Origin of the sequence: Bacillus sp. MMSF_3328 (genome assembly GCF_030733525.1) — a bacterium.
Taxonomy (GTDB): Bacteria; Bacillota; Bacilli; order Bacillales; family Cytobacillaceae; genus Bacillus_AB; species Bacillus_AB infantis.
The window spans coordinates 12294-34299 of sequence record NZ_JASHIV010000032.1; the positions used below are offsets into that span (position 1 = coordinate 12294).

Sequence of the window (22006 nt, forward strand, 5' to 3'; positions counted from 1 at the left end):
TGATCAGAATGTATACAATCAAACAGGATTTGGACTTCGGTGCCGGCCATGAGGCCCTTGTCATCGGATTATTTGATAAGCCTGCCAAGCTTGAAGGCAATCTGGCAAAGGCGGATGACATTTTTGAAGGAAATCTGACAGAACTGATGAAAAGCGGAGACATTTCAGCTAAGAAAAAAGCAGTCTCCAAAATACATACATTTGGCAAAACAGGAGTCAAAAGGATTTATTTTGTAGGGCTTGGAAAAGAAAAGGAACTGGATTTTGAAGTGCTGAGGGAAGCTTTCGGAAAGGTCTTTAAGCGTTTAAAAGAAGACAGGCTGCAGGAGGCTGCGCTTTATCTTGACTCATTTACAGCGGAGGATGCAGACGCAAATGATGCGGCGCATGCTGCAGCAGAAGCTTTCGAGCTTTCAGCATATGAATTCCAGGGCTATAAGCAAAAGTCTAATGAGCCTGAAAGGAAAGTCGAAAGCCTGACCGTGTACAGTACTGCAGATGAAGCTGAGGTTAAGGCTTCACTTGAAGTCGGGACTGCCCACGGAAAAGGGACAAACTCCGCGAGGACGCTTGTAAACCTTCCAGGTAATATGCTGACAGCAACAGATTTGGCGAACTACGCGCTTGAGCTCGCAGGCAGATATCATTTCGAAGCGGAAATTCTTGAAAAAGAAGATATGCTGAAGCTCGGCATGGGCGCACTTCTTGCCGTCAATCAGGGATCTTCTGAGCCTCCGAAAATGATTGTCCTGAAATACCAGGGCAGGGATGAGTGGACCGATGTGGTCGGTCTGGTCGGAAAAGGCATCACTTTTGATACAGGCGGCTATTCACTCAAGCCGAAAGACGGCATTGTCGGCATGAAGACCGATATGGGCGGAGCTGCCGCTGTGCTTGGCGCCATGGAAATCATTGGTGAACTGAAGCCGGCACAGAATGTTGTTGCCGTCATTCCGTCTACAGACAATATGGTGAGCGGTACTGCATTCAAGCCGGATGACGTTATCACTTCCATGAGCGGAAAAACGATTGAAGTACTGAATACAGATGCAGAAGGGCGCCTTGCTCTTGCTGATGCTGTCACCTATGCGAAGCATCATGGAGCAGGCTATCTGGTAGATGTAGCGACTTTGACAGGCGGTGTGATCGTCGCGCTTGGCAATGATACAACCGGCGCATTGGCGAATAATGAGGCTCTCTATGAGCAGGTGCTCGAAGCTTCATTTGAAGCCGGAGAACCGATCTGGAGGCTTCCATTATTTGAAAAAGACAAGGCACGCATCAGGAGCAGCAAGATTGCCGATCTGAACAACTCTCCTGGACGTGCAGGCCATGCCATCATGGGCGGGGGCTTTGTCGGGGAATTTGCCGAAGGGACTCCTTGGGTGCATTTGGATATTGCCGGCACTGCTACTGTTGACAAGGCGCATGATCTCGGTCCTTCCGGTGCCACCGGAGTGATGGCCAGAACACTTGCACTTATGGTAGAACGATTTGAGCCATTTGAATAAGAACTAATTTGGCCTGGCCCTCAAGGGGTCGGGCTTTTTTCATTTTTCAATATCACCCCTGCACCGTCCTCCAATCCCTGGAAGTCCCCCGGGATCATTGACAGGCCTGCCCCTGTATGGTATTTTAATATTTGTGTTTTAGTTCTTTACCAATTTATCAGAGTAAAGTAATCAAGGAGAAGCTTACACTTCTCAACCTGCTAAAACACGCTGAACTATTCATTCCATATACTTATACGTTTTTACATCAAGAGAGGGGATTTAACATGAATGCAGTAATTGCAGCTGTGCTTGTGATGCTGGCGCTGAGCCTTTTGCGTGTGAATGTTGTGTTTGCACTGATTGCAGGGGCATTGGTTGGCGGTTTGACTGGCGGGCTGTCTGTAGATAAAGTAATTGAAGTATTTACAAACGGGCTTGGAGGGAGTGCCGAGGTGGCCCTCAGCTATGCGCTTCTTGGCGGGTTTGCCGTTGCCATTTCCAAAACCGGGCTTCCCAACTTAATGGTGGACTGGGTGCTTGGGGTTGTCGGCAAAAACGGTGGATCCAAGGGAAAGGCCTATTCAAAGGCATTGATCGTGTTCGCGATTCTATTGATGGCCTGTTTTTCCCAGAACCTGATTCCCATTCACATTGCCTTTATTCCAATCTTAATACCGCCGCTTCTTCATGTTATGAATGAATTGAACATCGACCGGCGCCTGATTGCTTCAGTCCTGACATTCGGGCTGACTGCACCTTATATCCTGCTGCCTGCAGGCTTCGGGAAGATTTTCCACGAAATTTTGGCCAGCAATATGGCTGACAGCGGCCTTGTCATTGAAATGGGAGATATCCCAAAAGCGATGCTGATTCCGACTGCCGGTCTTGCAGCAGGCCTTATCATCGCAGTGTTCTTCTCATACCGTAAATCAAGAAGCTATGAGACTATCGAAATCGCTGCTCCGGAAAAAGGAAGCTATTCAAAAATGGCAATCCTGTTTTCCATCCTCGCCATTATCGCGGCACTTACAGTTCAGATTATCCTGGATTCTATGATATTCGGGGCGCTGAGCGGCATCCTGGTCATTTATATCAGCGGAGCAATCCGCTGGAGGGAAGCAGATGCCCTGTTGACCGAGGGAATGAAAATGATGGCTTTCATCGGCTTTGTCATGCTGGCGGCCTTTGGGTTTGCTGATGTGCTGAAAGAAACGGGCGATGTTGAGAGGCTTGTTGAGCAGGCAGCGGGAATTATCGGCGGCAGCAAGCCTCTTGCAGCTTTCCTTATGCTCCTTGTCGGCCTGCTCGTGACAATGGGCATCGGATCATCTTTCTCGACCATCCCGATTATTGCGACGATCTTTGTCCCGCTTGCCATGGAGCTTGGCTTCAGTCCAATGGCGACCATCGCTTTGGTCGGAACAGCTGCTGCTCTTGGTGACGCAGGGTCGCCGGCTTCAGACAGTACGCTCGGGCCGACGGCCGGGCTTAATGCTGATGGACAGCATAATCACATTTGGGATACATGTGTGCCAACCTTTGTGCACTATAATATTCCGCTGATTGCCTTTGGCTGGATTGCAGCAATGGTTCTATAATCAAGCAGAGGGGCTCCTGTAATGATGGAGCCCCTCTTTTTGCATATTCCTGTGTATGAACAGAAATATAGGATAATATATCCTTACATACAGAAGTGAATGGGGTGATTTTGCATGTATTTCGGAAAAGTAAGGAAAGGGGACGGGGGGCGTGTACCGCCGAACCAGAATGTGACCGCATCTTTTCCGGTCCTGCACCATGGCAATGTTCCTTATTACTCGAATCTGGATAACTGGTCGCTGCGGATCTTCGGGACAGTGGAAAAGGAAAAGGTAATCAGCTACAGTGATCTTCAAAAGCTGCCGCAGACAGAGTCCGGAAATGATATCCATTGTGTCACTGGCTGGTCAAAGCTGGATAATGTGTGGAGAGGTGTAGCTGCAAGTGAGATTGTCAGGCTGGTAAAGCTTAGAGCTGAAACATCATTTGTCATTCTGCATGCAGAGGAAGGATGGACGTCCAACCTGCCGCTTGCAGACTTCCTGAAGGAAACGAGCCTCCTGGCACACTCCCATAATGGCGAGACTCTTACCCCGGAACACGGATATCCGCTCCGCGCCGTCATTCCGCACCTTTACTTCTGGAAAAGCGCCAAATGGCTCCGCGGCATCGAGTTTTCTGCTGTGGATAAGCCTGGATTCTGGGAAAGAAATGGCTACCATAATTATGGGGATCCTTTCAAAGAAGAAAGGTTCAGCTTTGATTGACCTGGCCATGGAAAAAACCTCATCCCAATGAAGATGAGGTTTTTTATAAAAGATAAGCCCCACTATTAGCTGCAGCATCTCTTGAAGTAATCTGCAAACACAATTGAGGCAAACCCGTAATAGCTGCAGTGAGCTGTTGGTCCAAAAAGCTTCTCATAGTTCAAGGTATAAAACATCGTATCCCTCCATTGTCCAGATTTTAACTGCCGGAAGGCTCTGAGTGTTCATGGAGCCAATCGGTCAGGTAGGGAGGAAGCTGTCCGCCCGTTGCAAGATTGGCGTGCCCTCCATGCTGCAAGTGAAAAGTTCTGTCTCTGCTCGAAACGAGGCCGATCACAGGCTCAACCTGTTCTCTGGGAACCAGCCTGTCTCCTGCTGTTGCTACAGCAAGCAGGTTTGCCTGGATATTAGCCAGGTCGGCTTTTTTTCCGTCGATGATGAGAGAGCCGTCCATCAGGGAGTTCCTTCTCCCGAGCTCATGGAAAATTTGTTTTAAGGCTGCTCCGGAAAAAGGGATATGGCCCGATGTCCAGGTGTTGAACCTCTGCCACTTTTCTGTGTATTTCTCATCATATGAGCGGTTTAAAAGAGAGAGGTAGTGAGATAAGTAGATAGGTGAAGTAAGCAGCCGCATGCCGGCTTCCATTAAGGGGGCCGGGATGATTCCTAGTGCATCAATGACAGCGTCAAAATCGGCCCTGCCTGTTGAAACGGCTTCAATCCACTCATCATAGGCGGGCAGGATGCTGAAATCAATTGGTGTAACAAATAGAACCAGGTTCTTGATCGGCTCCTCTGAGATGCTTGCATAGATGGCTGCAATGGTCCCGCCAAGGCAAAAGCCCATAACTGTCAGCTCTGATGCCCCTGAGTGCCTGAGCGCTCTTGCGGCGGCTTTCGCAATATAATCCCTGATATAGTCGGTGATCGTCAGGTCTTTATCTTCATATCCCGGGGCGCCAAAATCAATAAGGTACACATCATAGCCTTTATTGACAAGTACCTCGATCATGCTTTCATTTGGTGCAAGGTCCAGGATATAAGGCTGGTTGATGAGTGAATAAATCAGGAACATGGGAGTGCTGTACTTTCTTTCCGCCGGGGGGTAATGCCATAAGACCGCTTTGTTCTTTTTCCAGACTGCCCTTCTGTATGTGCATCCCTGATCGGGCTGTGCTGCCGAGAGAGTCCGGAAAAATCCTCTCCATCTCTCCTGTTCCTTCTCGGACCAGAATCCATTGGAGCTGCTGCTATTATCTCCCATTACTTTTCGATCCTTTCAAAGGCAATCCGGATTGGATTTCAGCATTTTTCTGGATATTATCCAGAAGGATGCTGAGTGCCCTGGACCGTGCTTTCCGTCTCTTCTCAGCCGGACTGTCTTCTGGTTTTTTCCTGGAAGCCGCAGTTCCTGAATCATTAACAGATTCTGGTTTGGAGGAAGGTGCTTTCAATTGCGGGTTCTGACCGGATTTAGGAAGGTCCATAGCCGGGCTGTCCGGCTTTTCTGTTAAGCCTCCTGCCCCAAGCATTTCGACCGAACTTTTTATATCGGCAAGTGTACTGGACAGTGCCATCATTTGTTCGTCAAGCTGATCGACTTTTTCTTCAACCTGAATGGCCAGTTTTGCCACCCGGGCAACATCGTTCTTTGTAGGGAAGTTTAAAGGTATGGAAAGCAACTCAACCATATTCCTGCATTGGCTGATCATACTCGCGATTACAGCTGAATTCGAGCTGGCTGAAAGCAGAAGTTCTTCTTTATTCAGCTGCTTTTTTATCAGCTCATTTAGTTCAAATTCAAGCTTCATTCCCATTTTTTTTAATGAACTGAATAATTCCTGCGCTTGTTCATTTGACATTTCGCCTGCTCCTTTCCGCTGTTTTTCTAGATGGTTGCCGTCAAGCCGCCATCTACTACAAGCGTATGGCCTGTCACATAATCAGAAGCACTGGAAGCCAGAAACAACGCTGTTCCCTTTAAATCCTCATTCTTGCCAAACCTTCCGGCAGGTATTTTTTTCAGCAATATTTTATTGGTTTTTTCCATGGATGCCGTCATTTTTGTCGGAAACAGGCCCGGGGCAATACTGTTGACCTGGATGTTATAAGGAGCGAGCTTCACAGCCAGATCCTTTGTCAGCACCATCAGCGCTCCTTTACTGGTGTTGTATGCCGGTGTATCCAGGAAGCCGGATGGAGCCCCCCTGAATCCTGTGACAGATGCGATATTGATGATTTTTCCGCTGCCCTGATCCTTCATGGCTCTGGCAGCTGCCTGGGTAAACAGGAATGCGCCCTTCACATTTACATCCATCACTTTGTCCCATTTGTCTTCCGGGTAGTCCAGGAGCGGAGCGACCCAGGAAGTTCCGCTGTTATTGATCAGGATGTCAAGCCGGCCGAAATGGCTGATCGTTTCCGCGATGACAAAGCTGATATTGTTTTCATTGGTCACGTCGCATTCCAATGCCAATGACTGGGCTCCCATGGATGCCAGTTTCTTGCTGACAGTCTGGCACGCCTCAAGATTCCTGGAACAGACGACTATATTTGCTCCTGCCTCTGCAAGTGCATAGGCCATCTGCTCGCCGAGCCCCCGCCCGCCGCCGGTGACGATGGCCGTTTTATTGGACAAATCGAAAAGTTCTTTAGTATCCATTTATGATATCCCTCCTTATTGGAACAGCTGTAAGGCTACATATGATGAATTCTGGAATACCCTGCAGGCTGCCGATTTATGCTTCGCTATATTATAGACGAGCCATCATGCAAAAGTGCAGAAAATGGTTGTTCTCCCAGAGCCTTTTCTTGCCTGGGGAAAGTATAAAAACAGCCTGTTTGGGAAAAATCAAAAATGGAAGATTTCTGGTATGCAGGGAGGCGGCCGGATGGATGAAAAGCAGATAAGGGAAATATTCGATGAAGCGGGATATAGTGCACTTGGGCAGTCATTGAGCTTCAAGCTTTGGCTTTCAGGCGTGATGGAGCATTCCGGGGCAGGAGATAATCCGCTGGAGCTCCTTTTGGAAGCATGCTCTTTCGATGATGGTGAGCCGATCCTCTTCGACCAATTTCTGTTCCAGCTCCGGCTGGTCAGCTCTGCAGATGAACGGAATTGCCTTCCCATTGGTTATTGGCAGTGAAAAATAAGAAGCAAAGAAGAGGTGCTATCATGCAGAAAAATGCAAGAGGATATGTACAGGACTCATATGGATCCCTGAATCAGGCGAAAGATTCCCTGCAGCAGGCATTATCAACGGTAGAACAGGGTTCAAACCGTGAGCGCATCGAGGAATCCCTCCAGGCGGTCGAACAGGCACTGCAGGCGTGCGGACAAACGGCAGATATATTGGAACAAAAATAATGCTGAAAAACACAGGGGAGCTTCTCCTGTGTTTTTTTTTTGCCGATGAAGAACAGCCCGGCGGTGAAAGCCCCGGAAAGCGGACAAATGCCCAGTCCAAAAGGCATTCGCCTGCATATGTAGTAGTGTAGGGAAGAAAATAAGGAGGTAGACCTTTTATGCATCCATATAGAGCGCCATATTATGCTGGAGGCGGTTCAAGATTTTTCTTTGGGGCGCCGTTTGTAGGCGGATTGCTTGGAGGGCTTGTCGGCAGTGCACTGTTTTTTCCGCGGCCAAGGCCATACTTTTACCCGCCGCCATTTTACGGCCCGCCATACGGCGGAGGATATCCGTATTACTGATTGATGAAGGTATGAAGTGCCATTTAACAATAGACTCTTTCTTTTAAGGCTCTCTGGTCAGGAGAGCTTTTTTCTGTTGTGCTGAAATTCCTGCATCAGTGCTGCAGCCAGCACTTGCACTTACATCCATCTGAGCTTTAAGGTCAGGCTGCAGCACTGAGCATGGTCATCTTTTGCTTCAAATACCAGGGTGAGCCCGTCCGGTGTATATGTGACACGGGGCTGCGACTTAATTCCGGTTGCCTTGATCATCTCTTCTGCTTTTTTTGTCTGGGATTGCTGGGCAGCTGACATCAGATCATTGGAAAACTGCTTGGAAGTAGCCATCCTGTCAAGCAGTGACCTGGCATCACTCATTAGATCCTGCATATGCTTGGCCGAGCTCATAAAGGTGGCAGGATTGACAGAAGGAAACTGCCTCACGCTGGCTGTATAATAGAGCTGGCGGGGAGGCGGAGGAAAATGGCATACAGGCTGCGGGTAGCGGCTGATGCTGTTTCTTCTTCCGTAATAATAATGCGGAAACATTTATTTGGCTCCTTTCATGGAACATAATCCAGGTGCACCCATTCATTCCATCTATATGCGGCGGCCCCCTTTCTTACGATTGCCAGTGAAAAAAAAACTGTCAGCCATCTTAATCGGTTATGTGCTTTGCAGGAAGGAATATACATTTAAGTAGCATGAGCGTATTAGTATGGATTCATAAAGATAAAAGAGGGGTAAACAAGGGTAATGGAGAATTCTTAAATAGATGGAGAGCGGGGGAGGTGCTGAAGATGGAGCTGGATTATATTTTGCTGCTGATTGAAGAAAATGGCTATGTCGGCCTATTCCTGTGGCTCTGGTTCGGCGTCTTCGGCATCCCCGTCCCAAATGAAGTCATTGCCATGACAGTCGGGATGGTCTCCTCGATGAGTGTGCTTCATCCTCTTGGGGCTTTTCTAGTGACCTATGCCGGCATGACTGCCGCGCTGACGACCTGCTATACACTTGGCCGGTTTATCGGCCGGCCGCTGATCAAATATTTCCATAAAAGAAAACGGTTTGCAAAAATAATTGATGACTCTTTGAGGCTGATGGATAAGCATCATGCCTTTTCCCTTTCACTCAGCTATTTCATACCGGGGCTGCGCAATTTTGTCCCATTCCTCTATGGCTTCAGCAGGCTTCCATTCAAAACCTTCGCATTGTTTGCCTTCAGCGGGGCACTGCTCTGGCTTGCGGTTGCTTTCACTTTAGGATATCTGTTCGGCGATCATATAGATGCCATCATCCTTTATGGAAAAGAGGCGCTCTTGGCCGGTGCCGTCTTTGCGCTTATCATCCTCGTGATCAAGACACGCAGCAGAAGAAAAAAAGAAAAGCAAAGGGAGCTGGCGTGAGGGAGCTAAAAAAAGAAAAGGCAGCGTGCAAAAGCTGCCTTTTTGTGTGCTAATAGTGATGGCGGTGTTCAACCAGGTCAATGGCTCCCAGAACGATATGGGCAAGTCCGAAGCCGACGATGGTGTCGGACAGCGTGCTGTCTACTTTTCTGGATTGCTTCAGCGCGTAGCCTGTTGCTGTTACAGCTGTACCAAGAACTGCTGGAATTAAACCTTCACGGATATGATCCATAAATGAACACCCCTGTCTATGGTTTCGTCCATGTTTTTGCGGAACTTGATGGACATCTTTAGTTTGCCGCAGCAGGCTTTTTTTATTTAGCTTTGTTAAACATTATTGTTGATTTTGGGCTGCATTTCAGCTGTGCTGAAATGCAGCCCAAAATCAACAAGGTACACTAACGCAGCCTTTTATTTAAGCAGTTATTTTGTATTAGATTGGCGTTCACTGACTCCGAAGCAACACACTGCTCCCGGCCTTTGGGGCAGGGAATGAAGAGCAAGGATACTTTGCCAGGTTGTCTGTCACAAGGATTGAAGTTATAGTAAAAGTACATACATAGTCATGCACCATGGTTAAAAACATGGAGGGGGAACTGGAATGATGAAATTGGAGAATACGCTGATACATGCCTTAGGAATAGAAGTGACTGAGCTTGGGAAAGGGCATGTGACAGCGACCATGCCGGTCGATGAGAGGACCAGGCAGCCTTTCGGGCTTTTGCATGGCGGCGCCTCGGTGGCTTTGGCTGAAACGGTGGCCAGCATCGGTGCATTTGAATTAGTGGACCAGGAAAAACAAGCTGTGGTCGGCCTTGAGATCAACGCCAACCATATCAGGGCAAAAAAAGACGGAGTCGTCACTGCAGCTGCCACTGTTCTTCATCAGGGAAAATCAACAATGGTCTGGGATATCAAAATCACTGATGAAGAAGGGAAGCTTGTGTGTGTTTCAAGATGCACAATGGCGGTCATTCAAAGGAAATAGCAGCATCTGGGCATGAGAATAACAAGAAAAGCCATGAGGGATTCCCTCATGGCTTTTCTTGTTTGACGCTTACCTGTGAATTTTTCTTTGTTTTTAAATCATCCTGGACGCTTACATTCGCCAATGGGACACCTGCGTTATATGCTGCACGGCTGATCAGGTGGCCGGCAACAGGGGATGTCATAAAGATAAATACGATTCCCAGGATAAGCCTTGAGTTGAAATGCCCTTCTTCTGCATAAAAATAAAGGAAGGTCCCAAGCAGAACGGACATGACACCCAATGTAGCGGCTTTGGAGGCGGCGTGGTTACGTGTGTATACATCAGGCAGCCTGATTACTCCAAAAGCCGCTACAAGGCTGAGAAAGGCCCCTATCAGGATCAGGACTATGATGATGATTCTAATGATTTCGATCACGTTCAATAATAACCCCCTTTTCCAGATATTTCGAGAAGGCTACCGTGCCGATGAATGCAAGGATACCGATCAGCAGGATGATCTCCAGGAAAGCATTGGTTTTCAGCAAGATGGAAATGAGTGCAATGACAGCTACGAGATTGATCCCGATGGCATCGAGTGCCACGATTCTGTCAGGGATGGTTGGCCCCTTGATTACACGGTAGATAAGGCCGACCATGCTAACGGAAATGCAGAGCAGCGAAATTTGTACAATCACTTCCAGCATCACTTGCTCACCTCCATGATTGCTTTTTCAAAAGAATTCTTGATGCTGCTGACCGATTCATGGACATCCCCTATATCCATGGCGTGGATATAAAGGATTCTATTATCATCGGAAACATCAATGACCAGCGTTCCCGGCGTTAAAGTGATCAGTCCCGAAAGGACCGTGATTTCCCAGTCCTCGGTCAGCTCTGTTTCAAGAGCAAAGATGCCGGGCCTGATATCAAGCTTTGGCTTCAGGATTACCTTCAGTATGGCAATATTGGATAATATCAGCTCCCTCATAAAGATCAGCAGCAGATTCAGGACAGCCGCGACCCGGAGCAGATAAAAGCGTGAATCGAAGAACCGCCTGAATGCAAAGATGATCAGCAGCCCGAAGAAATAGCCGACAAGGAATGTTACCGGGTCATAAGAGACCTTAAGGAACATCCATACAAATGCTAAAAAGAAATTCAATAAAATTTGAAATGCCATATCATTACTCCTTTAAGACTGCATTGATATAGATATTTGGGTCCGAAAGAGTTTCAGCAGCCTGCGAGATATAAGGATAGATCACTTCTGTCCCGACTCCCATAAATACAGACAGGGCAGTGAGCATTACCGGAGCAATGAGCAATGTCCTTACAGGAGCTTTATCTTCATTTTTGTAGGAGCGGGGATTTCCCCAGAATCCATTGATGAAGATTTTCATGACTGAGAACAGTACCAGGAGGCTTGATAGAAGGACGATTCCTGCACCCCAATAGCGGCCGGCTTCAAATCCTCCCTGGACGATCAGGAGCTTTCCAATGAAGCCGCTGAGCGGAGGAATCCCCGCAAGGGCAAGTGCCGCAATGAAATAGGTCCAGGCAAGCCCGGGGTACCTTTTGATCAGCCCGCTGATATGGCGGAGGTTGCTTGTCCCCGTAATGCTGATGATGATTCCGACAAGCAGGAAGAGCGCTGCTTTAATGATCATATCGTGAATGATATAAAAGAGCGACCCGGCCAGTGAATCCGGAGTCATTGCCGCAATCCCGAATACGATGACCCCCACGGCCACAACAATATTGTAAATGATGATTCTTTTGACGTCCCAGTATGCAACTGCCCCTATCACCCCGAGGATGATGGTCAGCACTGCGAGTATACTGAGAATTTCATGAGTATACCCCTGGTCATGATAAAAGAAGAGAGTATACGTCCGCATGATGGAGTAGACTCCTACCTTGGTCAGCAGGGCGCCGAAGACGGCCATGACCGGGATGGGCGGTGCATAGTAAGAGCCCGGAAGCCAAAAGTAAAGCGGGAATATGGCGCCCTTCAGTCCGAACACGATAAGGAACAGAACTGCGACCACCGTCAAAATGCCAGGCTGCCCGAACGCTGCGATTTTCACGGAAATATCGGCCATGTTCAGGGATCCTACAATAGAATATAAATAGCCTACTGCAATGACGAACAAGGCTGATGATATGACGTTCACAAGAATATACTTGATGGATTCCCGAAGCTGGATCTTCGTCCCGCCGAGAACGATCAGGACATATGATGCCATGAGCATCACTTCGAAGAAAACAAACAGATTGAAAATATCCCCTGTAGTGAATGCCCCGTTGACGCCGACGATCAGAAACTGGAATACAGGGTAATAATAAAATTTCTCGCGGTCAATGCCAATGGATCTGAAAGAATAAATCAGGCAGGCCAGGGATATCAGGCTTGTTGTCAAAACAAGCAGGGCAGAAGCCATATCAGATACCAGCGTGATTCCGTAGGGCGCCTCCCAGCTGCCCAGATCGACTGTCTGAATGCCGTCATTGTGCACCTTCTGCACAAGCACGAAGGCAGCAGCAGCCGTGACACCGGCAGATATCCCGGAAACCCAGCGCTGTGCAGGGACATTTTTAGCGAGAAAGATTAAAAGGATCGCTGTTGCCAGCGGGATTAGAATGGGAAGCATTAATAAGTTAGTCATTTCCTTCTTTTCCTCTCAATCTTTCCATATTATCTGTGCCAAGTTCCTGGTAGGCGCGGTAGGCCATAACCAGGAAGAAGGCTGTAACGCCAAAGCTGATAACGATGGCAGTAAGGATCAGGGCCTGAGGAATGGGATCGGCATATTTTTCAGCATGCTCCCCCAATAATGGCGGATTTCCCCTCTTCAAGCCCCCCATGGTAATCAATAGAAGATGGGCGCCATGGCTTAAAAGGCCTGTTCCAATAATGATTCTGAGCAAGCTTTTTGAAAGCATCAGATAAGTGGCAGACATAAACAGAATGCCAATGAGAACGGACATTAATATCTCCATTATTCATCCTCCCCTATTGTTTGAATAATGGTCATTGTAACTCCGACAACGACAAGGAATACACCGGTATCGAACAGTACTGCCGTGTGCAGGGAAGTTTTCCCGAGCAGCGGCAGATAGACATCATTAAAGGCGTGTGTCAGAAAAGGGACATTGAACAGCAGAGCGCCTGCCCCTGTTCCGACAGCAAACAAAAGCCCCGTAGCAATCATATATTTATAGTCGATCGGCAGAATATTTGCGACTGTCTTCATATCAAAAGCGAGCAGGAGCAGCACGATGGCACCGGATGTCATCAACCCGCCGACAAACCCGCCGCCCGGATAATAGTGGCCGGCAAAGAACAGATGGATTGAAAACAGGATGATGATGAACAGGGCGACCTTCGTCACTGTCTGCAGTATGATATCGTTCGTTTTCACCCTTCATTCCTCCTTGCCAGGCGGAGCTTGATCATCGCGAAGATGCCGAGGGCGGCAATCCCGAGAACGCATATTTCAAACATGGTATCAAAGCCCCTGAAGTCAACCAGTATCACGTTGACCATATTTTTTCCTGCTGCTTCTTTATAAGTATTTTCAACATAATAGCCTGCAATAGATTCAACAAGCTTATTGCTGTGTGCAGAAAGGGCGATCAGCGTGACGATGGCGCCAACCCCAATCGATACTGCAAGATTGACTGCTTTAAAGCGGATTCTCTCTTCATTCCGCTTCAGCTTCGGCAGGTGATAGAAGCAAAGCAGGAATAGCGAGACAGACACAGTTTCAATGACAAGCTGCGTCAAAGCAAGGTCTGGCGCCCTGAATAACACAAAGAACAGAGCTACTGTATATCCGACTGCACCGAGCAGGATAATCGATGTCAGCCTTGACTTGGCAAACAGGATAGATATGGATGCAGCGGCAATGATCAGCGCCAGCAGCACTTCATAGAAGCCGATTGAAGACAGATCATTTGTGCTCAGCTTAAAGGCATTCTTCCAGACAAGCGTCGTGCCAAGCAGCAGAATAAAGAATGTAAAGATGTACACAAGATATGTCCGGATAAACCCGTTCATATAGGTTCTTGTCAGGTTTGATGAGAAGGTCTGCATGCCTTCTATTCCGCCATCATAAAAGCGGTTGAGTGCAAGCTTCTCCGGGAACAGATCATAAATCTGGCGCCATTTGTCCAGTGTAGTATAAAGCAGTACTCCGAAAGCAATGACCCCAAGCGTCATGAAAAGCTCTGGAGTGAAGCCGTGCCAGAATGAAATATGCACGTCAAACACAAGGCCAGGCATGATCACTCCAAGGGCTGGAGCGATAATGGTGCTTGACAGGATATTCGGGAAGAATCCGATGATAACGACCAGTGAAGCCAGGATGATCGGCGAAATAAGCATGCCGAAAGGAGCTTCATGCGGTTTTTTATCGAGCTTTTCAGGCTGGAACTTTCCTGTGAATGTCTTAAATACCAGCACCATGCTGTAAATGAACGTAAACACGCTTGCAATCCAGGCAAGCACTGGGAATAAAATACCCCATGTATCCAGATTGAAGATATCCACTTCAAGAATGTTGACCATTCCGGTAAAGAACATTTCCTTGCTGAGGAACCCATTAAATGGAGGCAGGCCGGCCATTGAAAAGGCTCCAATCATTGCAAGGGTAAAGGTAATCGGCATAAAGCTCATTAGTCCGCCGAGCTTGCGGATATCCCTGGTCCCGGTTTCATGGTCAACGATGCCGACCACCATAAAGAGGCTTCCTTTAAAGGTGGCATGGTTGATCAAATGAAACACTGCCGCAGTTGTAGCTATCGTATATAGGCTGTCTTCCACGGTATCGTAATGCAGGGCAGCTGCACCAACTCCGAGGAGGGACATGATCAGTCCGAGCTGGCTGATGGTTGAAAAAGCAAGGATCCCTTTGAGGTCTGTCTGCTTGACGGCAGAAAAGGAACCCCAGAACAGCGTAACGATCCCGAAGGATGCCACAAGCCACAGCCAGATGCCGGACTCTGCAAAGACCGGGCTCATCCTGGCTACTAAATAGATGCCTGCTTTTACCATTGTCGCAGAATGGAGGTATGCACTGACAGGCGTCGGCGCCTCCATTGCGTCAGGAAGCCAGATATGAAACGGGAATTGTGCCGATTTTGTAAAAGCGCCCAGCAGGAAACAAAGCAGAGCAGGGACAAAGTACGGCTTTTCCATGATTTCAGAGGCCATCGGGACGATTTCGGAAATAGAGAAAGTTCCTGTCATCAGATAAAGCAGGATGATCCCGCCCAGCATAGCCAGTCCGCCAAGTACCGTGATCATCATCGATTTCTGGGCGCCGTAGCGGGACTTTTCCCTGTGGTACCAATAGCCGATCAGCAGGAAAGAAGAAAAGCTGGTCAGCTCCCAGAAAGCATACATGACTATCAGGTTATCGGATAGGACAACTCCCAGCATAGCCCCCATGAACAGGAGCAGATAAACATAAAAGGTGTTGAGCTTTTCTTTTTCCTTAGAAAGATAATAAATGGAATACAGCACCACTAATGCTCCGATGCCTGTGATTAAAAGGGCGAAAAGCAGCCCGAGGCCATCGACCCTGGCTGTAAAATCGATCCCGAAGGATGGAATCCAGGAAAGGGTCCTGCTTACTGCCCCATTCGCTTTTGTTTCCGGCAGATAGCTGATGAAATAGCTGAAAAGCAGGATGGGCAGGGGCAATAGGAACCACCCGGTATGTATTTGCCTGAAATATTTATAGAAGAATGGTATAAATATGGCAAACAATAATGGCGAGACAATCGCCAAATGCAGCAAAGACAACAATATGACCTCCTTTTTAATTGTAAGCGCACAGAATTGGTGCATGTGAGTCCTTGTCAGGAAGAAATTGATACATATCAAAGGCCTTTTCCCATTTGCGGCTGAAAGTATTCCAGGCTTGTGAAGAAAAGCTGTAAGCAGAGACGCGTATGTATACAATTATCTCCAATCTTTGTTATAAGATGCTCCGCACTTTATCTGCTCTAAGTTATGCCAGGGGAAAAAAATTCCTCCCGGAGACTGCCTCTGAACAAATTATAACCTAAATGGCACGGTCGTGCATTTGAGGAAACCTTATGCCGCAAGGATTCTCCCAACTTTATTAAATAGGTAGAAACAGGTTGGAAACCGGAAAAAATTTCGAAAAAAATCTGTATAAACTTAATAAAATGCATGCAAACTACGGGTAGGTGGTGGTTATGATGCATAAAAAAATACTCGCATCCATAATCCTCTTTGGGTTTTTGTTTGCCGGTGCATGGGTGCTGGAAGCAAAGGATAAAAGAGAATTTTTTTACTCTGATACAGAAGAAGAAATGGTAGAGGTTATGCCGGCTGAATCTGGCCAGGGCCCTGATAAGAGAAAGATAAAAGCATTTGAATCAAGGGAATATGTAAGGGTGGAAGCAGGAGTGGATGTTCTGCCCCATAAATAAAGAGAGGATGAAATAGTTCATCCTCTCTTAAGCCTGGCCGGCTGTCCCGGAGACTGACCTGCTTTTATTATGAAAAATCATGATCAGGACCGGTACTATGATAATGGCGGATAGCAGAAGCAGAAGCAGTGCAAGCGAGGCAGGTGTCAGCACTTTTGTGAAATCATGCATATATTCTTTGAAAAACTGTTCCACCCCGGAATTCCCCATCACATCTACAGAAGACAGGAATTCCTTCTTTTCAAGATCATAATAATACATTTCTCTTTTCTTAAAAAAGAAAATGGAATCGCGCTTTAATTCGAATTCAGTAAAAGCGACAGCGATCTTTGTGGAATATTCCTCAATCTTTTCCTCATTTTCCGGTGTGGCAGTTTCATCTGTCTGGATGATCTTTACCACGTCTCCATTCATTGTGATAAAGTCCTTGATTTCTGCTGAATCTTCATGATAATAGTGGACTGTACTTTGCATGTGATCTTCCAATGCCCCTTTGAATTCCTGCATCTCTTTTGGTGTGGACGCTGCCGGCCAATTCCAGGCAAACAGGAGGCAGGCTGTCAGCAAAGACGCGGGCAGGCAGATTCTCATTCTTTTCATTTTAAATCCCCCTTAATGTTAGCGCTTTCATTTTTTATTATCTTATTAAATGACTGCAGCTTTTAGAGCAGCTTTTTTGCCGGTTCCTTTTGTGCGGCCTGTACATCCGGCCGGACCAGCCGATAATGTTATTAGGGAATCTGTGACTAAGGGGGCTTCATATGAAAAATAAGTATTTGACCAGCTATTTCCCTTTAATGGCGATTTTGTTATTCAGTTTGTCTTTTTCGGCCATAGCGGAGAAGGGACTGCTGGGCTGGCTTTCGGGAATTGGTGTATATGAAGGCATGAAAGAGTTCTTTCCGGAGGCTGGCATAAAGCTTGCATTGCTCATCATCTGTATGGCCTGCTGCTTTATGATTTTTGCTGCCTTGAAGCTGATTGCAGACACCATCAACGGCCTTTCCCTGCTTTTCTTTTCGAAAGATGAAAGCGGAGAAGCAATCGCGAAAAGCCGGAGCGGATCAGTTATATATCTGGCCGGCGGTGCGCTGTCGCTTTTTAGCTTTTTCAGCTTTTACACTATGGCGGGAATTTTTCTTGCAGCGACTGTCATTTATTTCATTTACTTTGTCTATATTTCAGGCAGTTCCATCTCTCTGGCTGGACTGATCGGGATCATCTTCTTCCAGGTCATATCCTGGGCTTCTCTGCTTTCCATCCTTTTGTTTATAACATTGAAGCTATATAACAGCGTGATGGCTAGCCTTCCTGTATAGAGTACACAGCAAAAGCAGCAGAGTGCTTAATGCATCTCTGCTGCTTTATTTTAAGATAGCCTTCCAGATTAATAAGTGCGGAGCGAGCTTTTCGTATGATTCCATGCTTTCCGGCTGATCTTTGCCTACCCAAACTGCTGCCGTATATTCATCAGTGAGCCCCGCAAACCAATAATCTTTATAATCATTGGTGGTTCCTGTCTTGCCTCCTGTATAACCTCCTGGAAAATAGGCTTTCCTGCCGGTCCCAGATGAGATTGTTTCCTGCAGCAGCAGTCTCATCTTATCTATAGTTTCTTTGCTCCAGATTCTCACTGGCTGCTCTTCCCATGCATACAGCAGTTTGCCGTTTTTATCTGTGATCTTTTGGATGGCTCTTGGCGGCTGATAAAAGCCCTCATTGGCAAAAACGGTATACGCCCCTGCGAGTTCAAGGGGGGACACCCCCCTGCTGAATCCGCCGATTGCAGCAGCAAGGGACTGGTCTGCTTCCCCTACTTCACTGAATCCGAATTGATCCAGATCCTTGAAGCCTTCATCTATTCCTATCATGCTCAGCAGCCTGACCGCAGGAGTATTATAGGAGTGGATAAAGGCTTGTTCCAGGCTCACCTTTCCATAATTTTTACCGCTGTAATTATGGGGGCAATAGCCGCTGATGCAGAGTGGGCCGGCATCCACCTTGGAATTTACTGCTGTGTGTGCCCTTTCCAGATAAGGGGCATACACAAGCAGAGGCTTGATGGCAGAGCCTGGCTGCCTGAAGGCCTGGTACCCTCTGTTGAAGTCATATTTCCTGTAATCCCGCCCGCCTGTAAGGGCAGCCAGCCCTCGGGTGCTGCTTTTGACGACTGCGGCAGCTGCTTCTGCCTCCTGATCAGGCAGATGGGCAGCAGCTGCATCCACAGCTTTTTGCTGCAGTGAAGGATCCAGTGAAGTGTGAATGATCACTCCGGATTGGAGGACCTGCTCCACTTTGCTATCCAGCTCTTCCTCTGAATCAGAGGGGATGCCTTCACTGATCCTGATCAATTCTTTCAGTTCAGCCCCGGCATAGGTTGTGTAATCCGGAAAAAGATCGACCCGGTCTGAAAGTGTGAAGGCAATCCTTTCGCCTTTAAGAGCCTTTGCCTCTTCGGGGGATATCTCTTCTTTCTCAGCAAGAACATCAATCAGCAGCTCCTGCCTTTTCTTCGTCCTGTCAAAGTGTTTGGACGGGTTATACAAGGCAGGATTGTTCGGGATGGCAGCCAAAAAAGCCAGCTGGGCATTGGTAAGATTCACGGCGGACGTTTGAAAATAAACCTGTGAAGCTGCCTCGATTCCGTATGCCCCATTTTGGAAATAGATGCTGTTTAAATAATAGGATAATATTTCTTCTTTGGAATACGTCCTCTCCATTTGGTAGGCATACAGCAGCTCTGTCAGCTTGCGGTTATATGTCTGCTCATGGGTCAGGTACAGGTTCCTGGCCAGCTGCTGTGTAATCGTGCTCCCGCCTTCCTCAATTGTGCCGTTATCTGCATTTGCAGCCAAGGCTCTGCCAATCGCAGCCAGATCGAATCCTTTATGCTCATAAAACCGCTCATCTTCCGAAGCAATCATCAGCTTCTTCAAAAATTCGGGAATATCTTCAGCAGCAAGCGGAATGCGGTTATAGGGAGTAAAGATTTCAGAAATCACACGGCCATCCTGATCAGTCATCAGGCTGGTCTGTGGAAATGATGCTGCATTAGTCACTTCAATCCTGCTGTCCAAAAAGCGGGGAAGGCTTTCCAGGCGGCTGGCCTCATCGGCCGCTTTATACACAGACAGCACAAAGAAAGGCAGGATGAAGGCGATTGTCAGATATCCCGTCAGTGTTTTCATGCCGGCTTCTCCGTTTCTTATGTAAGATATGCTATTCATGCCAGTTTCATAAATGGTGATATAGGTATTATCGGCATCATTCATTTTTTTGTGAGAATGATAAAATATAAAAGCAAGAAAGTTATTTGCGGAATAGTTAAAATACTTTTCTTTAATGATATAATAAATGGTAAATGATGTAATATAAATCAGGGAGGAGGGATGGTGATGAAAGACGGCAATCACTGCTTATTTATTGATTTTGAATTTACCATGCCAGAAAGAAACGAAAAGTTCAAAGGATTTTCTCCGGAGATCATCGAGGCAGGCGCCGTTTCTGTACTAAATGGGGCAATACTGGAGCAGTTCTCCTCTTTTGTGGCTCCCATCCATTTTCCGGAACTGTCTGAAAGATGCAAGTCTTTTTTACATATCAGCCAGGAGCAGGTGGATAAGGGGATTTCATTTGCGGACCTGATCTGCAGACTTGAGCAGATGGGCGGCAATAATGCTGATGAAATTGTAACCTGGGGCAATATGGATATGAAGGTGCTCCGCCAGAACTGCAGCCAGGCCGGGACCGCTTTTCCGTTTAAGGGGAAGGAAGTTGATTTGTCGATGGAGTATAAACGTTTTTTTGGCGATCAAAACCAAACTGGCCTATGGAAAGCGGTGAAGGAATATGGAAAGGAAGGAACAGGCAGGCACCACCGGGCACTGGATGATGCCCTGACAACCTATAAAATCTATCAGCTTGTAGAAAAAGATAAAAAATATCTCCAAAACCACGAGCCCACGACCATTGGTGACAGGATTGACCTTTCCAAGCTTTTAAACCGCTTTGCATAAAAGCCAAACCCGCAGTTGGATTTGGCTTTTGCTGATTTTATTTGAAATAATCGGCTTCCAGCCGCTCCGCATTCTCGAGGGAGAGCTTCGCCCAATCAGAATCTTCCTCTAAGAGCCCGCTTTTCATTTTATCCAATGCAAGCTTAAGAGAAGCTTCATAGTCCGGGATGATTCCTTCATATGTCCTGACCATCTGCTTCGGAACATTTGTCTGCTCTCTGTATGCAAGCGCCCTCCGCTCATGAAACATCATGACATCTGTCTGCTTAGGATTATGAAGATCCCCCTGCATCGGATGCTTTTCGACAGCAAGCACCCTGACAAGATAATGCTGAGGCCGTATATCCGTAATTTCCCCAATATATTTCCCTGTTTTATATATAGCTGTCACCTGAGCTCCCACCTGGAATTCACTCAAAGCTGTCCCCTCCTTTATAGCTTTTGTTCCCATTATGCCCGAATTTTTTTGAAAAACAAAGTGCAAAGCAAGAGGAAATCCAGTAATCTATAAGAAAAGCGGAAGGGGCCAGCTCCTGCAGATGGACAGAGGAAAAGCGGGGGCCCCATGCCTATCAGCAATAATAGAGGAGGACTGAATCATGAAAAAGAATTTCATATACCTTTTCCTTGCAGCAGTGATGATGCTTTTGGCTGCGTGCGGAACAAGCACTGATCAAAACAGCGGTGCCGGCAAGGAAGGTGGAGGGGCATCAGAAGGAACCCAAGGTGAACAGACCGAACAGGCCGCAGAGGAGAAGAGTGCTGAGGGAGGCTATCCGCAGCTTACAGCGGAAGTTGGGGAAAATGAACGCCTCGTGGAAATGGAGACATCAATGGGGACTATTAAGATCAAGCTTTTCCCTGATCATGCTCCAAAGGCTGTAGAGAATTTCATCACCCATAGTGAAGAGGGCTATTATGACGGACTTATCTTCCACAGGGTCATCAATGACTTTATGATCCAGGGAGGAGATCCGGACGGGACAGGCATGGGCGGAGAAAGCATCTACGGGCAGCCATTTGAGGATGAGTTCTCAGATAAGCTGTATAACCTCCGCGGTGCTTTGTCCATGGCGAACAGCGGCGCAAACACGAACGGAAGCCAATTTTTCATCGTCCAAAAGAGTACATCAGAAGCGGGCATGAAGGAACAGATGGAAAAAGCAGGATATCCAGAAGAAATCGTTGCAGCTTACGATAAGGGAGGGACCCCTTGGCTGGATTCCCGCCACACTGTCTTTGGCCAGGTGATCGAGGGAATGGAAATCGTCGATGAAATTGCAGCTGCCGAAACAGATGAATCTGACAGGCCGGTTGAAGACATAAAAATCAAGGAGATAAAGGTCATTAAGTAGCCGCTTGGACAGGACAGGCCCAGCTGATATAATAAGGCTGACCACTGCTTTTGGCAGAAAGGAAGAAAACAATGATCCAGGCTTATATTTTGTCTTTGTTCCTATATTTCCCGGAAGATAAATCGGAGTATATTCCGGCATCCATAACGTTTACAATATTCCTGATTGGAGCCATCATCGCCATGCGCCTGATCATCAGGGCTTCAAAACGCGAGGAAAAAAAGGCTAAAGAGCTGGAAAATCAAATCATGAAGCAGGATAGCCTGCAAAAAAAGAACAGCTGACCTGAGCTGTTCTTTTTTGTG

28 protein-coding genes are annotated in these 22006 nt (G+C 47.3%); 13 read left to right on the plus strand and 15 right to left on the minus strand.

Going from position 1 to position 22006, the window contains the following annotated elements; genetic code table 11:
* Window positions 1-8: 8 nt before the first annotated feature.
* The 3 genes from RBB45_RS25250 to RBB45_RS25260 all read left to right on the plus strand — a co-directional run bounded on the left by RBB45_RS25250 (window position 9) and on the right by RBB45_RS25260 (window position 3799).
* A complete protein-coding gene (locus RBB45_RS25250; protein ID WP_022544335.1) occupies window positions 9-1511 on the plus strand; it encodes a leucyl aminopeptidase in 1503 nt (500 codons plus the stop codon).
* 266 nt (window positions 1512-1777) lie between these two features.
* A complete protein-coding gene (locus tag RBB45_RS25255; protein ID WP_009795442.1) occupies window positions 1778-3091 on the plus strand; it encodes a Na+/H+ antiporter family protein in 1314 nt (437 codons plus the stop codon).
* Window positions 3092-3205: 114 nt separating this feature from the next.
* Window positions 3206-3799: a sulfite oxidase-like oxidoreductase gene (locus tag RBB45_RS25260; protein ID WP_101549590.1), complete on the plus strand. Its 594-nt coding sequence runs from the start codon at window positions 3206-3208 to the stop codon at window positions 3797-3799.
* 199 nt (window positions 3800-3998) lie between these two features.
* On the opposite strand, the gene RBB45_RS25265 is transcribed toward RBB45_RS25260, so the two are convergent.
* Genes RBB45_RS25265 through RBB45_RS25275 form a run of 3 tightly spaced genes read right to left on the minus strand, consistent with a single transcriptional unit; the run spans window position 3999 to window position 6461 of the window.
* Window positions 3999-5063 carry an alpha/beta fold hydrolase gene (locus RBB45_RS25265; RefSeq protein ID WP_101549591.1) on the minus strand — a complete coding sequence of 355 codons (1065 nt, stop codon included), beginning with the start codon at window positions 5061-5063 and terminating at the stop codon, window positions 3999-4001.
* Window positions 5053-5661, minus strand: a complete 609-nt coding sequence (locus RBB45_RS25270; protein ID WP_009795439.1) for a hypothetical protein — start codon at window positions 5659-5661, stop codon at window positions 5053-5055. The genes RBB45_RS25265 and RBB45_RS25270 overlap by 11 nt, the downstream gene beginning before the upstream one ends.
* A 26-nt stretch (window positions 5662-5687) precedes the next feature.
* Window positions 5688-6461, minus strand: a complete 774-nt coding sequence (locus tag RBB45_RS25275) for an SDR family oxidoreductase (protein ID WP_009795438.1) — start codon at window positions 6459-6461, stop codon at window positions 5688-5690.
* Window positions 6462-6690: 229 nt separating this feature from the next.
* On the opposite strand from RBB45_RS25275, the gene RBB45_RS25280 reads away from it, so the two are divergent.
* From RBB45_RS25280 to RBB45_RS25290, 3 genes are all read left to right on the plus strand, one after another.
* Window positions 6691-6945, plus strand: a complete 255-nt coding sequence (locus RBB45_RS25280) for a hypothetical protein (protein WP_142385249.1) — start codon at window positions 6691-6693, stop codon at window positions 6943-6945.
* Between the two features lie 29 nt (window positions 6946-6974).
* Entirely contained in the window at window positions 6975-7166 is a 192-nt protein-coding gene (locus tag RBB45_RS25285; protein WP_022544333.1) for a hypothetical protein, read from the plus strand.
* 158 nt (window positions 7167-7324) lie between these two features.
* Entirely contained in the window at window positions 7325-7510 is a 186-nt protein-coding gene (locus tag RBB45_RS25290) for a hypothetical protein (RefSeq protein WP_022544332.1), read from the plus strand.
* Between the two features lie 120 nt (window positions 7511-7630).
* Here RBB45_RS25290 and RBB45_RS25295 read toward each other — a convergent pair whose 3' ends face one another.
* A complete protein-coding gene (locus tag RBB45_RS25295; protein ID WP_009795433.1) occupies window positions 7631-8038 on the minus strand; it encodes a YuzC family spore coat inner layer protein in 408 nt (135 codons plus the stop codon).
* A 251-nt stretch (window positions 8039-8289) separates the two neighbouring features.
* On the opposite strand from RBB45_RS25295, the gene RBB45_RS25300 reads away from it, so the two are divergent.
* The gene (locus RBB45_RS25300; RefSeq protein ID WP_009795432.1) at window positions 8290-8895 is read left to right on the plus strand and encodes a DedA family protein; all 606 of its coding nucleotides are present in this window, start codon (window positions 8290-8292) and stop codon (window positions 8893-8895) included.
* Between the two features lie 49 nt (window positions 8896-8944).
* On the opposite strand, the gene RBB45_RS25305 is transcribed toward RBB45_RS25300, so the two are convergent.
* A complete protein-coding gene (locus RBB45_RS25305) occupies window positions 8945-9127 on the minus strand; it encodes a hypothetical protein (protein WP_009795431.1) in 183 nt (60 codons plus the stop codon).
* A 372-nt stretch (window positions 9128-9499) separates the two neighbouring features.
* On the opposite strand from RBB45_RS25305, the gene RBB45_RS25310 reads away from it, so the two are divergent.
* On the plus strand, window positions 9500-9883 hold the full coding sequence (locus RBB45_RS25310) for a PaaI family thioesterase (protein ID WP_035403284.1): 384 nt from the start codon (window positions 9500-9502) through the stop codon (window positions 9881-9883).
* Between the two features lie 46 nt (window positions 9884-9929).
* Here RBB45_RS25310 and mnhG read toward each other — a convergent pair whose 3' ends face one another.
* The 7 genes from mnhG to RBB45_RS25345 are packed head-to-tail and all read right to left on the minus strand — an operon-like array spanning window position 9930 to window position 15674.
* Window positions 9930-10301, minus strand: a complete 372-nt coding sequence (gene mnhG, locus RBB45_RS25315; RefSeq protein WP_306010579.1) for a monovalent cation/H(+) antiporter subunit G — start codon at window positions 10299-10301, stop codon at window positions 9930-9932.
* Window positions 10285-10569 (minus strand): Na(+)/H(+) antiporter subunit F1, encoded by a 285-nt coding sequence (locus RBB45_RS25320; RefSeq protein ID WP_009795427.1) that lies wholly within the window; start codon window positions 10567-10569, stop codon window positions 10285-10287. The genes mnhG and RBB45_RS25320 overlap by 17 nt, the downstream gene beginning before the upstream one ends.
* Window positions 10569-11045, minus strand: coding sequence for a Na+/H+ antiporter subunit E (locus RBB45_RS25325; protein WP_009795426.1), 477 nt, complete (start codon window positions 11043-11045; stop codon window positions 10569-10571). Before RBB45_RS25325 ends, RBB45_RS25320 begins: the two co-directional genes overlap by 1 nt.
* Window positions 11046-11049: 4 nt before the next feature.
* A complete protein-coding gene (locus RBB45_RS25330) occupies window positions 11050-12531 on the minus strand; it encodes a Na+/H+ antiporter subunit D (protein WP_101549595.1) in 1482 nt (493 codons plus the stop codon).
* A complete protein-coding gene (locus RBB45_RS25335) occupies window positions 12524-12865 on the minus strand; it encodes a Na(+)/H(+) antiporter subunit C (protein ID WP_009795424.1) in 342 nt (113 codons plus the stop codon). Before RBB45_RS25335 ends, RBB45_RS25330 begins: the two co-directional genes overlap by 8 nt.
* On the minus strand, window positions 12865-13287 hold the full coding sequence (locus RBB45_RS25340; protein WP_009795423.1) for a Na(+)/H(+) antiporter subunit B: 423 nt from the start codon (window positions 13285-13287) through the stop codon (window positions 12865-12867). The genes RBB45_RS25335 and RBB45_RS25340 overlap by 1 nt, the downstream gene beginning before the upstream one ends.
* Window positions 13284-15674, minus strand: a complete 2391-nt coding sequence (locus tag RBB45_RS25345) for a Na+/H+ antiporter subunit A (protein ID WP_022544328.1) — start codon at window positions 15672-15674, stop codon at window positions 13284-13286. Before RBB45_RS25345 ends, RBB45_RS25340 begins: the two co-directional genes overlap by 4 nt.
* A 419-nt stretch (window positions 15675-16093) precedes the next feature.
* Between RBB45_RS25345 and RBB45_RS25350 the strand changes: the two genes are divergently transcribed.
* Window positions 16094-16330, plus strand: coding sequence for a hypothetical protein (locus tag RBB45_RS25350; RefSeq protein ID WP_009795421.1), 237 nt, complete (start codon window positions 16094-16096; stop codon window positions 16328-16330).
* Between the two features lie 27 nt (window positions 16331-16357).
* On the opposite strand, the gene RBB45_RS25355 is transcribed toward RBB45_RS25350, so the two are convergent.
* Window positions 16358-16930: a hypothetical protein gene (locus tag RBB45_RS25355; protein WP_306010575.1), complete on the minus strand. Its 573-nt coding sequence runs from the start codon at window positions 16928-16930 to the stop codon at window positions 16358-16360.
* 161 nt (window positions 16931-17091) lie between these two features.
* Between RBB45_RS25355 and RBB45_RS25360 the strand changes: the two genes are divergently transcribed.
* The gene (locus tag RBB45_RS25360; protein ID WP_306010576.1) at window positions 17092-17649 is read left to right on the plus strand and encodes a YufK family protein; all 558 of its coding nucleotides are present in this window, start codon (window positions 17092-17094) and stop codon (window positions 17647-17649) included.
* A 45-nt stretch (window positions 17650-17694) separates the two neighbouring features.
* Here RBB45_RS25360 and RBB45_RS25365 read toward each other — a convergent pair whose 3' ends face one another.
* Window positions 17695-19518, minus strand: a complete 1824-nt coding sequence (locus RBB45_RS25365; RefSeq protein WP_306010577.1) for a transglycosylase domain-containing protein — start codon at window positions 19516-19518, stop codon at window positions 17695-17697.
* Between the two features lie 207 nt (window positions 19519-19725).
* On the opposite strand from RBB45_RS25365, the gene kapD reads away from it, so the two are divergent.
* The gene (gene kapD / locus RBB45_RS25370) at window positions 19726-20346 is read left to right on the plus strand and encodes a 3'-5' exonuclease KapD (protein ID WP_009795416.1); all 621 of its coding nucleotides are present in this window, start codon (window positions 19726-19728) and stop codon (window positions 20344-20346) included.
* A 37-nt stretch (window positions 20347-20383) separates the two neighbouring features.
* On the opposite strand, the gene kapB is transcribed toward kapD, so the two are convergent.
* Entirely contained in the window at window positions 20384-20764 is a 381-nt protein-coding gene (kapB, locus tag RBB45_RS25375; RefSeq protein ID WP_022544326.1) for a kinase-associated lipoprotein KapB, read from the minus strand.
* A 181-nt stretch (window positions 20765-20945) separates the two neighbouring features.
* Here kapB and RBB45_RS25380 point away from each other — a divergent pair, with 181 nt between their 5' ends.
* The gene (locus tag RBB45_RS25380) at window positions 20946-21701 is read left to right on the plus strand and encodes a peptidylprolyl isomerase (RefSeq protein ID WP_129613966.1); all 756 of its coding nucleotides are present in this window, start codon (window positions 20946-20948) and stop codon (window positions 21699-21701) included.
* Between the two features lie 71 nt (window positions 21702-21772).
* The gene (locus tag RBB45_RS25385) at window positions 21773-21985 is read left to right on the plus strand and encodes a hypothetical protein (RefSeq protein ID WP_009795413.1); all 213 of its coding nucleotides are present in this window, start codon (window positions 21773-21775) and stop codon (window positions 21983-21985) included.
* Window positions 21986-22006: the final 21 nt, after the last annotated feature.